At 43.5% G+C, this 13,782-nt stretch carries 13 protein-coding genes; 9 read left to right on the forward strand and 4 right to left on the reverse strand.

The annotated features are described in order from the left end of the window. Positions 1-98: 98 nt before the first annotated feature. The gene (locus IEW67_RS00655) at positions 99-1,712 is read right to left on the reverse strand and encodes a long-chain fatty acid--CoA ligase (RefSeq protein WP_188631118.1); all 1,614 of its coding nucleotides are present in this window, start codon (positions 1,710-1,712) and stop codon (positions 99-101) included. A 236-nt stretch (positions 1,713-1,948) separates the two neighbouring features. On the opposite strand from IEW67_RS00655, the gene IEW67_RS00660 reads away from it, so the two are divergent. From IEW67_RS00660 to IEW67_RS00670, 3 genes are read left to right on the forward strand one after another with little or no spacing between them, the layout of a single operon-like run. Further along, the gene (locus IEW67_RS00660; protein ID WP_229671632.1) at positions 1,949-2,563 is read left to right on the forward strand and encodes a lysozyme family protein; all 615 of its coding nucleotides are present in this window, start codon (positions 1,949-1,951) and stop codon (positions 2,561-2,563) included. 58 nt (positions 2,564-2,621) lie between these two features. After that, positions 2,622-2,999 carry a RidA family protein gene (locus tag IEW67_RS00665; RefSeq protein WP_188631197.1) on the forward strand — a complete coding sequence of 126 codons (378 nt, stop codon included), beginning with the start codon at positions 2,622-2,624 and terminating at the stop codon, positions 2,997-2,999. Positions 3,000-3,017: 18 nt separating this feature from the next. Further along, complete coding sequence (locus IEW67_RS00670) at positions 3,018-4,187, forward strand: iron-containing alcohol dehydrogenase (protein WP_188631119.1); 1,170 nt, start codon at positions 3,018-3,020, stop codon at positions 4,185-4,187. Between the two features lie 156 nt (positions 4,188-4,343). On the opposite strand, the gene IEW67_RS00675 is transcribed toward IEW67_RS00670, so the two are convergent. Both IEW67_RS00675 and IEW67_RS00680 read right to left on the reverse strand, forming a co-directional pair. Then, positions 4,344-4,589: a YuzB family protein gene (locus IEW67_RS00675; protein WP_188631120.1), complete on the reverse strand. Its 246-nt coding sequence runs from the start codon at positions 4,587-4,589 to the stop codon at positions 4,344-4,346. 128 nt (positions 4,590-4,717) lie between these two features. Continuing rightward, positions 4,718-5,950: an MFS transporter gene (locus IEW67_RS00680; RefSeq protein ID WP_188631121.1), complete on the reverse strand. Its 1,233-nt coding sequence runs from the start codon at positions 5,948-5,950 to the stop codon at positions 4,718-4,720. Between the two features lie 273 nt (positions 5,951-6,223). Here IEW67_RS00680 and IEW67_RS00685 point away from each other — a divergent pair, with 273 nt between their 5' ends. Next, positions 6,224-7,123: a DUF1002 domain-containing protein gene (locus IEW67_RS00685; protein ID WP_188631122.1), complete on the forward strand. Its 900-nt coding sequence runs from the start codon at positions 6,224-6,226 to the stop codon at positions 7,121-7,123. Between the two features lie 81 nt (positions 7,124-7,204). On the opposite strand, the gene IEW67_RS00690 is transcribed toward IEW67_RS00685, so the two are convergent. Continuing rightward, the gene (locus tag IEW67_RS00690; RefSeq protein WP_188631123.1) at positions 7,205-7,567 is read right to left on the reverse strand and encodes a DUF3899 domain-containing protein; all 363 of its coding nucleotides are present in this window, start codon (positions 7,565-7,567) and stop codon (positions 7,205-7,207) included. Between the two features lie 251 nt (positions 7,568-7,818). Here IEW67_RS00690 and IEW67_RS00695 point away from each other — a divergent pair, with 251 nt between their 5' ends. The 5 genes from IEW67_RS00695 (at position 7,819) to IEW67_RS00715 (ending at position 13,751) form a co-directional block, all read left to right on the forward strand. Continuing rightward, entirely contained in the window at positions 7,819-9,504 is a 1,686-nt protein-coding gene (locus IEW67_RS00695; RefSeq protein ID WP_188631124.1) for a peptide ABC transporter substrate-binding protein, read from the forward strand. 149 nt (positions 9,505-9,653) lie between these two features. Then, on the forward strand, positions 9,654-10,583 hold the full coding sequence (gene opp3b, locus IEW67_RS00700) for an oligopeptide ABC transporter permease (protein ID WP_188631125.1): 930 nt from the start codon (positions 9,654-9,656) through the stop codon (positions 10,581-10,583). Continuing rightward, positions 10,584-11,741, forward strand: coding sequence for an oligopeptide ABC transporter permease (gene opp3C, locus IEW67_RS00705; RefSeq protein WP_188631126.1), 1,158 nt, complete (start codon positions 10,584-10,586; stop codon positions 11,739-11,741). A 19-nt stretch (positions 11,742-11,760) separates the two neighbouring features. After that, a complete protein-coding gene (locus tag IEW67_RS00710) occupies positions 11,761-12,816 on the forward strand; it encodes an ABC transporter ATP-binding protein (RefSeq protein WP_188631127.1) in 1,056 nt (351 codons plus the stop codon). After that, positions 12,816-13,751 carry an ABC transporter ATP-binding protein gene (locus tag IEW67_RS00715; protein WP_188631128.1) on the forward strand — a complete coding sequence of 312 codons (936 nt, stop codon included), beginning with the start codon at positions 12,816-12,818 and terminating at the stop codon, positions 13,749-13,751. The genes IEW67_RS00710 and IEW67_RS00715 overlap by 1 nt, the downstream gene beginning before the upstream one ends. Positions 13,752-13,782 lie beyond the last annotated feature (31 nt).

Consider the following 13,782-nt stretch of genomic DNA (forward strand, 5'->3'; position numbering starts at 1 on the left):
GTCGAATTTTTCTTATAGGGTTATCCATTATTTGTATTTTCTGACGTTACAAGATAAAAGAAATCGGCCGAATGCCGATTTCTTTCTGCACAAGTCATTTAATTTTTTATCTCGTAATATTCCTTAACCTGTGTACGTAATTCGCGCTTGAGGAATTTACCGACGGATGTTTTGGGAATCTCATCGAAAAATAACACATCATCAGGGACCCACCACTTGGGAAATTGCGGCCGGATGAATGTAAGCAGCTCATCTTTCCCTATATGATGGTCCTTATGCAAAACCACACAAGCAATTGGACGTTCCTGCCATTTGGCGTCAGGCATCGCCACGACACTTGCTTCAAACACGGATTCATGTGCCATGATAGCATTTTCGATCTCCACCGATGAGATCCATTCTCCGCCGCTTTTAATCAAATCTTTCGTACGATCAACGATTTGTATACTGCCTTCTCCATCAACCGTTACAACATCGCCAGTATGGAACCAGCCGTCGCGAAACGCATTCGCAGTCCGATCATCCTCGTAATATTCACTGGCTATCCATGGTCCGCGCAACAGTAATTCGCCCATTTCTTCACCATTCCAGGTAACGTCACCTGCATCATTTATTACTCTCATCTCCAATCCCGGAACTAAAATGCCTTGTTTGCTACGTTCATTCAGCGTGTCTTCTTCACTTAAATCCTTCTGGTAACTCTTCAGTCGCGAGTATGTGACGAGCGGAGTGGTCTCGGTTGCGCCATAAGCGTGTGCAAACGGCACGCCCAGTTTTTGTTCAAAGGCTTTGATTAGTCCTTTCGGGGCAGCGGAGCCGCCGCAAAGAACAGCGCGAAGACTTGAGGTATCATAGTCTTCCTGTTCGAGTTCGCGCAGTAAACCAAGCCAGATAGTCGGAACACCTGCTGTAATGGTTACCTTGAATCGTTCAATGAACGCGGCAAGCCGCTTTGGTGTGAAACGTGGCCCGGGCATTACCTGTGTTGAACCGAACCAGGTACAGGCGAAGGGGGTTCCCCAGGCGTTGACGTGAAATTGTGGTACAACAGGCATCGACACATCTGATTCGGAAATTGCAGCTGTGTCGGCAAGTCCAAGTGCATAACTATGAAGCACGATACCACGGTGTGAATACACAACACCTTTGGGTTTTCCGGTTGTTGCGGAAGTATAGCACATGACGGCGGGATCATTTTCATCAATATCATTTTCAAAAGGTTGTTCAGGGCTGCCGGTCTGCAGCAGTTTTTCGTATGAATAAAGGGGTGTCAGGTTTGATTCAGGACGTTCATCCTTGTCAGTCATGACAACAAAGGTTTTAACTGTGTTCAATTTGTCTCGCACTTGTTCAATCAACGGGAGAATATCTTCATCAATAAACAAAATGCGATCTTCGGCGTGGTTGATAATGTAAATGATGTGTTCGGGTGCCAGTCGTATATTAATCGTATGCAATACAGCACCCATTCCCGGGGCAGCAAAGTAAATCTCGAGATGACGGTGGTGATTCCAGGCAAGCGTTCCAATGCGTTCACCTTTTTGTATTCCAAGCTGTCCAAGGACACTCATGAGCCGTCGAGTCCGTTCACCGACTTCGGCATATGTCAGTCGGTGCAAGTTATCGTGCGTCTGTGAGATGACTTCTTTTTTAGCAAAAAACTTTTCCGCATGTTCCATCATGATGCCAATGGAGAGCGGTGTTTGCATCATAGTACCATCTCCTTTGCTTCAATTTAAAACCCTAAGTATATCATACCATACCATTGCAATAATTTTAAAAATTACGTAAAATTAGATAGAAGCGAATGGAAAACGATTTAGTAAATGGTGTGAGGAAAAAGTGTTTTTTTGAGTGAAATTAAGGGAATGTATCTATGAATCTAATGAATCCATGGTATATGTGAAGTTGCGGGAATTTCGATTAACTCCAGGAAAGACAGAGGGCTATGATGAAACGACAAACAAAGCAGGCTATCAAGAAAACAATACTCATCACTACCGTTCTGGGAAGTCTGTTTATCGTCCTTTCTATTTTAGCAATTGAAGAACAGCAGCAGTCGCATAACCCGGCACACCTTAGTGAACAGGTGCTGGATTACCGTCCTGTCGTCGAAAAATATGCCGCAGAATTTAACGTTCAAGAACATGTTGATGTTCTCCTGGGAATGATGATGCAGGAATCAGGCGGACGGGGCCATGATCCAATGCAATCGTCGGAGAGCTATTGCGGATCAAGAGGATGTATCCAGGATCCTGAATTGTCTATCAAACAAGGTGTCCATTATTTTGCAAATACACTTGAGGAAGCCGATGGTGATATACAGCTGGCAGTTCAATCGTATAATTTCGGAAGGGGATTTATTGATTACGTGGACGCTAATTCGGGTGAATATACACAAGAAGCGGCGGTTCGTTTTTCACAAGAGATGTATGCGGCTGCTGATAATCAGGCAAAGTTCCGCTGTCTCCGTGAGGAAGCTGAAAAGATGGATGCGTGTTACGGCGATATTTATTATGTCCGGGATGTCATGTCCTATATGGAGGATATTTCAGAAAAGTAGTATTGTAACGTCATAGCATGATAGGATAAATGTAAATTCAGGAATGGGAGGAAAGATGATGAGAAAAGAAATTTACACGGAAGAAGCACCGGCTGCAATTGGGCCATATTCACAGGCAATCGAGGCAGGAGATTTCATTTATGTGTCCGGCCAGATCGGTATTAACCCGGAAACAGGGGAAGTTGCTGATGGTATAGACGCTCAGACAAAACAGGTTATGCACAATCTGCAGGCGATCTTGACAAAATCAGACAGCGATTTTTCCCAAGTGGTTAAATTCACCATTTATATTGATTCTATGGATAATTTTGCGACGGTTAATGATATTTATGGGAGTTATTTAACGCAACCATATCCATCAAGAGCTACGGTGGAAGTCAGCCGTCTGCCGAAAAATGTATTGATTGAAATGGATGCAGTTGTTTATAAACAATAACTTCCGGAGGCCCTTCAAATGGATAATTTCACTTTTCACAACCCGGTCAAACTTATTTTCGGAGAGGGAAAAATGGATTCTCTTACCGAAGAAATGCCCAAATACGGAAATAAGGTCCTGCTATTGTATGGGGGCGGAAGCATTAAACAAAACGGCATTTACGACCGGATCATTGAAAAATTAAACGACATTAATTCAGACATAACAGAGTTTGCAGGAATTGAGGCGAATCCAAAGCTGTCAACAGTACGCGAAGCAATTGATGTCTGCAAAAAGGAACAAATTGATATTCTGCTTGCAGTCGGTGGTGGTAGTGTAATCGATGCAGCAAAGGCGATCGCTGTTGGAGCGAAAACGGAGACCGATATCTGGGACATCATTACACAAAAGGGAAAAGCAACCGGATCATTGCCGATTGGAACAATTGTAACTATAGCCTCAGCAGGATCGGAAATGAATGCAAGCTCCGTTATCACGAATTGGGAAACGAAGGAGAAGAAAGGATGGGCTACTCCGAATGCCTATCCGACATTTTCGATTCTTGACCCGGCACTTACCTATTCTGTGCCTAATAAACAGACAGTATTTGGAATTGTTGATGTTATGGCGCACGTCTTGGAAAATTATTTTCATCATACGTCAAATACTGCAGTACAGGATGGTCTCGCTGAATCCATTTTGCGGGAAATGTTGGATATCGGGCCGCTTCTGCTTGAGAATCCCGGTAGTTATGAATTGCGGGAAAGTGTGATGCTTAGTGCAGTCCTGGCTCGAAACGGCATGGTCAATATGGGATATAAAGGCGATTGGGCGACACATGATATCGAACATGCCATATCAGCGATACATGATATTCCGCATGCCGCGGGTATTGCTGTATTATTTCCAAATTGGATGAAGCATGTATTGCATAAAGATAATGCCGGTCGTTTCATGCAATTGGCTGTTCGAGTGTTCCATGTTGATCCTGAAGACAAAAGCGAACGCGAAGCAGCGCTGGAGGGGATTCATAAGCTTCGGGAATTCTGGAAGACGCTAGGTGCCCCAGTTTCATTAAAAGAATATGGAATCAGCGAAGACGAACTTGACGAAATTGCTGATAAAACGGTTCAAGTCCGTCCGGAATTCGGCAATTTTGAAAAACTGACAAGACAGGATTCAATTGACATTATGAAGGCAAGCTTATAATAAGCATGACAGCGAGGCCGTTTCAAATACAATTTTTCGACATAATATTTCCCGGGCAATATTTGCAAAAATAAATGTCGAAACCAGTCTCTCAAAAATTAAAGTGATTGTCTTGCTACCTGTAATGGCTGAATTAAAAGAACTGGCTGTTTACCCTTATTGGTAAACAGCCAGTTCTTCTCTTATAGCTGCCCGTATTCTGTCTAAGCATTCTTCAGGTGTTTTTCCGTACACACGACGATTGTTAACCAGGGCATAAGGCCGGACCCTGCACAGACCGCATATAGCCAGACATTCATTCATGAGTACGGCAACCTCTGGAAATTCACTCTCAATGATTCCTTCTATATCCAAAGAAGTGATGGCGTTTCCGTCACAGACTTCGACAACAATTGCGCCCATAACTATCACGTTCTTTCTAAATTAAATAGTACGTTACTATTTTTAACATATTAAGCTGTATATATCAAACCCGCTGTTCCAATTTCAGTCTGCCGAAATTTCGTATGTCCTTTCCGCCGCAGCTTGTTTTAGCTGCTGTGATTAGGTGATCGGGAGGCTAGCGTTTGTGTATGATATTTCCGCCTACTATTCTTTGCATAATCGTTCCGATACCAAGTGACCAGCATAATCACACCACTTGCAATCAACAGTGCGCTTGTGACGAAAAATACAGAAGAAATACCGAAGAATCCGGACAGCATACCGCCTAATGCGGGCCCGATAACGTTACCCAAAAAACGCAAACTTGTATTGTATCCGAGCATTTCCCCCTGAATGGACAGGGGTGCTTCCTGTCTGATATAAGCAATGCGGACCGGAATAACGCCTCCGATTGAAATCCCGAGAAGGAAACGGAGCAGCACCAGCTGCCAAATGTTTGTAACAAATGCTCCCGGGAAATAAACAAGCCCCGCCATAAACAGTAAAAGAATTAATATTTTGATATAACCGACGCGATCCCCAATGCGTCCCCAGCGTCTGGCCATCAATAAATTTCCCAGTCCCGCCGCTGAGAAAGCCATTCCTGAAAAGAATGCAATGCTGGCGGGACCGTGGATTTCCGCCACATATAGCGAAAGAATAGGCTGTATGCTGAAATGCGCAATCTGGACAAGCGCAGATATAAGCATGACCGCTAGCAGCACGGGATGCCCGAGAATGTGCAGCAGCACTTGTTTGCTTGTATAGGCTGTTTCTTTGGTTGTGCCTTCTTCACTTTTGTGGAGCACCTCACGGATCCCAAACAGCACAAGCAAGCCGGAAAGAAAGATAGTGATGGATACCCATTTGAATGTTGCGGAATAACCGAATAAATCAGCAATCACGCCTCCAAGTAACGGCCCCATCAAGTTACCGGTCACACTTCCGGTTTGAAGGGTACCCAATACACGGCCGGCGACTTCTTTTGGTGTCTGGGTTGAAATCAACGCCTGTGACATAGGAATAAACCCGGTAAAGATACCCATAAACAAACGCAGGAAAAAAAGCTCCCACACCGAATCAGCAAAACCCATTAATAGGACGGATAGTCCCATCCCCGTGGCCGAGAGAATCAATATATTTTTTCGTCCGAATTTATCGCCAATCCGCCCCCATATAGGCGAAACAAAAAAAGCTGCACCAAATGTGATGCCAAAAATCCATCCTGACCAGTTTTGCACGTACGCATCAGAGAAATTGCCAAATTCTTCGATGTACAAAGAAAGAAATGGGAGTACCATTGTCAGGCTGCCGCCGACGAAAAAATTCGCAAACCACATGATGATTAAATTTCGTTTAACATTGATGCTTTCCTCAGAAATTGTTTTCCCTTCTTTCTCAATTTAGTTCGTTATCCTGAATGTATAATATATAAGAGTGCGAAATAAGTTGAAAGTTTAATGCTCACCATCCTATCTTCCCCTAAATTGCTTCTTAAACACTTGAGGAAAAAACTGTTCAAATGGTATATAAAACAGTATAATAAGGATTGATTATTTGTGAAATCTAAAATGGACAAGGCACGTAAAACTTACGGTAAAGGAGAAACATACATGAGATGTTATATGTATTCGGTTGTTGCTTTGCTGACTGTAACAGCTGTGATAGTTAGCTTTGCCACACCTGTGCACGCCACAAATGATAGCATAAATGAAAAACTGGGTGTTCCAATTGTCGTATATGGTGATACTTTATCAGACTCTCAAAAGCAGGAAGTTACAAAGCAGCTTAATGTGACCGATCCTGACAGTGTTAAGGACTATACTGTAACTGGTGAGGATATAGCGAATTATATTGATGGCGATCCGAACTCGAGGATGTTTTCGTCAGCCAAAATCAAGCGTGAGGAAGAGGGTTCAGGCCTAACAATTAATATTGTCACGCCTGATAACATTACAGAAGTAACCAATGAAATGTATGCCAACGCACTGTTGACGGCAGGTGTCGAAAATGCCACCGTTGATGTTGCCTCCCCGGTTAAAGTCAGTGGACATTCCGCGCTTACAGGCATCTATAAGGCCTATGACGCTGAGGGGCATCAACTTGATAAGGAACGAATGGAGCTCGCGAATGATGAACTTGACGCAGCAACTAACCTGGCTAATAAAGAAGGACTGAGTCAGGAAAAGGTCAGCGAGCTGCTGACAGAAATTAAACAGTCAATAGCTGATCAAGACCCTGCGACTAAAGAAGAAGTTCGGCAAATTGTAGAGGAACAGCTCAACAATCTGAATATATCATTAAGTGACGAAGACCGGCAGATGCTGATCGACCTATTTAACAGGATGCGCGATTTGGATATTAATTTTGATAATGTAAAAAAACAACTCGATGATATTGCGTCCAAAGTTAAAGATTTGGTTAATGATGAAGGATTCTGGAATAAAGTCGAAAACTTTTTCAGTAAGTTGTTCAACATGCTTAGCAATTTCTTGAGGAGTGTTTTCGGCTGAACCGGTGAGAATATGACAGTCTGTATGCTAACTGTCATATTCAATCCTATTCTTCACCAGTCAATACAGTCGACTGAATCCTTATTTATAATAAATCAAAAAAAGGATTAATAGAAGCAAAAGAAGAGCAATGGTCTGAAAGCGTACAGCTTTGTAAAAAGGCATGCTAATACGTGCTGATGGTGCAGCTTTTTCCCGCCAATCCTCCAGGGGATCTCCGTCTTTTGATATCTTGCTGCGGAACCGGCGAAGGCCAAAAGCCACACCGTCATAAAAACCGCCTTTAACCGTATATGTGGCCAGTGTTAAAACCATATAAATGAGTACAAAATAAAAGGTGATATTTAAAAATTGAAGAACCGTCAAGGCAGATGCTGCCAAGCAGACCGTAAGAAAGATGACCCCAATATTGAGAGCGAATAGCTGTAAATTCCGTTTGAGCATAGTCGTAAATCCTGCCTTCTAAAGTCATTGCGGTATAGTCATAGTATATCATAAGAAATGGATAAAAATTTAATTTTTTTAGCTCAGATAAGTTGGTGTGAAAGCGTTTTATCAACTGGCACACAACCATACAGGTACAATTCCCTAAAATAGCTCTTTACAAACTTGTGAGAAAAATAGTATAATTCATATCAGCAGCTAAATCTGCTAAATTATCAGAAAATAGGACTAATTAAGGGGGTATTTTCAACATGAAGAAAGTATGGCTTTTGTCTTTAGCTTTACTTTTTGGTCTGTTCCTGGCCGCATGTTCCGGCGGAGGTGAATCCGGTTCATCCGATTCCGGCAGCGACGGAGGATCAAACGAAGGATCAGAAGGGGATTCCGGTTCAGATGCAGAACAGGTTCTTCATTTTACAAACGGTGACACCATTCCGTCAATGGACCCTGGCATGGCTACCGACGAATATGGGATTCAATTCACTGGCGCGACAATGGAAGGTCTTTATCGCGTGAAAGATGGTGAAATCGTTCCGGGTATTGCAAAGGACCACAAAGTAAGTGAAGACGGTACAACATGGACATTCAATCTTCGTGAAGATGCAACATGGTCAAATGGAGATCCGGTAACGGCACATGACTTTGTTTATGCCTGGCAACGCGCGGTGGATCCCGAGACAGGATCGGAGTACGGTCCATACATGCTCGGCGGTGTTGTCAAAAATGCAACAGCTGTAAACGAAGGCGATGTTCCGGTCAAAGAATTGGGAGTGAAAGCACCTGATGATTATACATTGGAAGTGAACTTGGAAAACCCGGTGCCATATTTTGAATCATTGGCTACCTTTTCGACTTACTTCCCGTTGAATAAGGACTTTGTTGAAGAACAGGGAGATAAATACGCAACCAGTACTGATACGTTATTGTTCAATGGTCCATTTACCCTGGAAAACTGGAACAGTACAGCAAGCTCCTGGGAACTCCAGAAAAACGAAGATTATTGGGATGCAGAGACAGTAGAGCTTAAAAAGATGACGTTTGAAGTTGTTAAAGATCCGCAGACAGCGGTGGATTTATATGAGTCAGGTGAAGTTGATCGTGCAGGTCTATCTTCAGACCTTGTTGATAAATATCAGTCACACGACCACTATAAAGTCTTTCCGGAAGCTTCTCTGTTCTATCTGAAAATGAACCAGACGAAGAGTGAGGCGCTTGCCAACCAAAAAATGCGTAAAGCCATCACCATGGCATTCGATAAACAGGCATTGGTTGATGAGATTCTAAATAATGGATCTATCGTATCAACCGGTTTTGTGCCGGCTGACTTTGTGCAAACGCCAAGCGGTGAGGATTTCCGTGAAGCAAATGGCGACCTGATTACTTATGATCCGGAAAAAGCTAAAAAGCTTTGGGAAGAAGGTCTTGAAGAAATCGGCAAAGATTCCGTAAAACTGGAGCTGCTCGGTGGCGACAGTGAAACGGCAAAACTTTCTGATGAATATGTTGTCAACCAACTGCAGAAAAACCTTCCCGGTCTGGAAGTATCATTGAAATCAGTTCCTTTTGAGCAGCGTCTGGATGCTGATACAAACATGAATTACCAGCTGCAGACTTCCGGTTGGGGTCCGGACTACATGGACCCATACACGTTCCTGAATTTGTGGCTCACAGACGGGCAAAACAACAAAATGGGCTACTCGAACGAAAAGTATGACAAGTTGATTCAGGAGACGACAGATGAACTGGCGCAGGATCCGGAAGCGCGTTATGACAACTTCTTGGAAGCTGAGAAAATCCTCGCGGAAACGGCTGCTGTTGCACCCATTTATCAAAGTGCAAAAGCACAGTTGGTTCGCCCGAAAATCCAGGATATCTATTTCAATTCATTTGGACCGACATATGAATGGAAATGGGCCAGCGTAGGGTCTGGCGAATAACTAGGCAACGTCAACCAAATATGCTGTGATTGAGAGAGTATATGACCTGATGGCATGTACTCTCTTTTACCCTGTAAAGAAAAAAGTCTTATAATAATGAATATTTTATAAACAGCATGAACGACTATAATGAATCAGGAGGTGCGGAAATGTTTCGATATATATTACGGCGTGTTTTATATATGCTTATAACGCTGTTTATTATTGCCACCATTACATTCTTCCTTATGAAGCTGCTTCCCGGCAGCCCGCTTTCTGCAGAGAATAAACTATCGGAGTCGCAACAGGAAGTGATATTGGCGAAGTACGGACTTGATGACCCGATTCCGGTCCAATACGTCAATTATATGGCAGGTCTCGTGCAGGGGGACTTAGGAATATCCTTTCACTTTGACAATACACCGGTCACTCAAATTCTATTGGATCGGATGCCCCCTTCTTTAACACTTGGGATGCAAGCACTTGTTTTTGGAACAATTGCGGGGATCCTATTTGGTCTGATTGCCGCGATTTATCATAATGGGTGGCTGGATTATACCTCGACTATAATCGCTGTATTGGGTACATCAATTCCATCCTTTGTATTTGCAGGAATGCTCCAGTGGTATTTTGCAACGAAGTGGGAGCTGTTCCCTGTGGCATTATGGGGAACTTATGCACATACTGTTTTGCCAACCATTGCACTAGCTATTTTCCCAATGGCTACTGCCGCCCGTTTCACGCGGACAGAAATGCTGGACGTGCTTGGGTCGGATTACATAACTACTGCACGGGCAAAGGGTGTTACAGAACCGGGCGTTATTTTTAAGCACGGACTGCGAAATTCGCTCATTCCATTGGTAACCGTCATGGGACCAATGGCTGTATCGCTTATGACAGGGACACTTGTTATTGAGAAGATTTTTGCCGTCCCGGGTATCGGCGAGCAATTTGTCAGTTCCATTGAAGTGCTTGACTATCCGACTATTATGGGAACAACCCTTTTGTTTTCGGTTCTGTTTATCGTGATCATACTTGTCATTGATATTCTGTATGTATTTATCGATCCTAGAATCCGGCTGACTGGAGGGGGAAATTAAATGGCAACGAATCAGAAGAAACATGAGCCACCAAAGGAACTCTTTGTCCCCCACGAACGGAAAGAGGATACAAGTGAAAGAATAACAAAACCGAGCCGATCCTTCTTTCAGGATGCGCGGCGCACATTCTTTAAAAACAAATCAGCCGTATTAAGTATTATTCTTATGATTATCATTATCATTATGAGTATTTTCGCTCCACATTTTAATGAGTATGGCATGGATGAACAAGATTTATCACGTGCTAAAATGCCCCCTAAAATTCCAGTTATAGAAGATTTGCCTTTTTTTGGAATGAATGGGACATTAGCGTCGGAATTTAAAGGCGACGATGTTGAAGAGGCAACTAAAAATGCCGTGATGCGTTATAATAATGATGAGGATTTTATTGATATAGAGGTGCTTTCTGAAGGTGATGGAAGTGCTGATTCCGCTGAAGTTGCAGCAACCTATCATATTTATGAAGCAAAAGAAATGCAGGATGAATATTTTTGGCTTGGGACAGATCAGCTTGGCCGTGATCAGTGGACACGAATCTGGCTTGGGACACGTGTATCATTGATCATCGCGTTTGCAGCCGCTGCGATTGATCTTCTCATCGGCGTTGCTTATGGCGGCATTTCCGGTTACTACGGTGGACGAGTCGATAATGTTTTACAGCGTATTCTGGAAATTCTTATTGGAATTCCAAATCTTGTTGTCATATTCCTACTTTTAATTGTTCTGCAACCAGGCATCATTTCCATTGTTCTGGCCCTTACAATAACCGGCTGGACGGGTATGGCACGTATTGTAAGGGGCGAAGTGCTGAAACAGAAAAATGAGGAATACGTATTGGCAGCACGAACATTGGGGCAGTCAAACGGAAAAATCATACGAAAACACCTGATGCCCAACGTTGCCGGTATCATTATCATTAATACGATGTTTACGATTCCGAATGCTATTTTCTTTGAGGCATTTCTCAGCTTCATTGGTCTTGGTATTGTGCCGCCGGAGGCATCGCTCGGTGCATTGGTCGACTCCGGATTTAAAGTATTAAGATTATATCCATACATGGTATTTTATCCGGCCGTCCTGATATCGGTCATCATGATTGCATTCAATCTGATTGGTGACGGACTCAGGGATGCGTTTGATCCGAAAATGCACAAATAACAAGGGAGGTGTTTCGGGAATGAACAAAGTACTGGAAGTAAACGATTTAAGCGTATCATTTAATACCTACAGCGGCGAAGTTCAAGCTGTAAGAGGCATCGATTTTGACCTGAAAAGAGGGGAAACACTGGCCATTGTGGGTGAGTCCGGTTCAGGTAAATCGGTTACTACCAAGGCTATCACACAATTATTGCCAAAACCTCAGGGCTATATCAAAACAGGGCAAATTCTGTTTGAAGGTGAAGATATTACTAATTATTCGAATAAACAAATGCAGAAGCTGCGCGGCAAGGATATATCAACTGTATTTCAGGATCCGATGACCTCCCTGAACCCAACCATGAAAGTGGGGAAGCAGATCGCAGAAGGGCTGATCAAGCACAGGAAGATGAGCAAGTCCCAGGCAAGGGACAAAACGATCGAACTCTTGGAACTGGTGGGTATTCCACAGGCAGAAAAACGGATCAATCAATATCCACACCAGTTTTCCGGAGGGATGCGTCAGCGTGCAGTCGTTGCGATTGCGCTTGCCTGTAATCCGAAGGTCCTGATCGCAGACGAACCGACAACTGCATTGGATGTGACAATCCAGGCGCAAATCCTTGAGTTGATGAAGGAGATACAGCGTGAAATGGATAGTGCCATCATTTTCATTACACATGATCTGGGCGTCGTAGCCAATGTGGCAGATCGTGTGGCAGTTATGTATGCCGGAAAGATTGTTGAAATCGGAACAGCCGATGATATTTTCTATAATCCGAAGCATCCCTATACCTGGGGGCTCCTCGGTTCCATGCCGACCTTGGATAGTGACGAGGAAGAGCTTTATGCCATTCCGGGAAGCCCGCCGGATATGCTGAATCCGCCTGAAGGAGATGCGTTTGCGCCAAGGAACAGGTTTGCCCTTGAAATCGATACAAAGATGGAACCGCCAATGTTCCAAGTATCTGATACTCACTATGCTGCCACCTGGCTGCTGCATGAACATGCGCCACAGATTGACCCGCCGGAATCGGTCCAGCGCAGAATGCAAGGGTTTGCTTCAATGGACGAAGGCAAGGATGGTGAAGACTGATGGAACAGGAAAAGGTACTGGAAGTAAAGAATCTGCAGAAACACTTTAAACTTGGCCGCAGTAATATTGTCAAAGCGGTAAATGATATTTCATTTGATATTTACAAGGGGGAAACATTCGGACTTGTAGGCGAGTCAGGCTGCGGAAAATCAACTACTGGTCGGACGATCATCCGCCTGCACGACGCTACCGGTGGTCAGGTTGTTTTTAATAATGAAAACGTTCATGGAAAGAAATCGAAAAAAGACTTGTTGAAGCTGAACCGGAAAATGCAAATGATTTTCCAGGATCCATCTTCTTCCTTAAATCCGAAAATGACAGTCATGGATATTGTTGCAGAGGGGATTGACATTCATAATCTGGCGAAAAGTGAATCCGATCGTAAAATGCGCGTAGAAGAATTGTTAGAAACAGTCGGGCTGAACAGGGAACATGCGACACGCTTTCCGCATGAATTCAGTGGCGGACAACGTCAGCGGATTGGTATCGCTCGTGCTCTTGCAGTCGAACCTGAATTCATTATCGCTGATGAGCCCATTTCGGCACTTGACGTATCTATTCAGGCACAGGTTGTTAATTTGCTGAAAAAGCTGCAGCGTGATTACGGTTTAACATTTCTGTTTATTGCACACGACTTATCCATGGTGAAATACATCAGTGATCGGATCGGGGTTATGTATTTTGGTAATATGGTTGAACTCGCAGAAAGTGATGAACTGTACAATAACCCCCTTCATCCATATACACAATCATTGCTGTCCGCCATTCCACTTCCGGATCCCGATTATGAACGGTACCGTAAACGCATGGCTTATGATCCTGCCGAACATGATACGAGTGAGGAACCGGTGTTCAGAGAAGTTAAACAGGATCACTGGGTAAGGTGTACGACAAAAGAATTTGAACAATATAAGAAACAACTTGAAAAAAACTAACCATAAAAAATCCTTACTGTCACTGACAGTA

Source organism: Lentibacillus kapialis, assembly GCF_014646635.1.
GTDB lineage: Bacteria > Bacillota > Bacilli > Bacillales > Amphibacillaceae > Lentibacillus > Lentibacillus kapialis.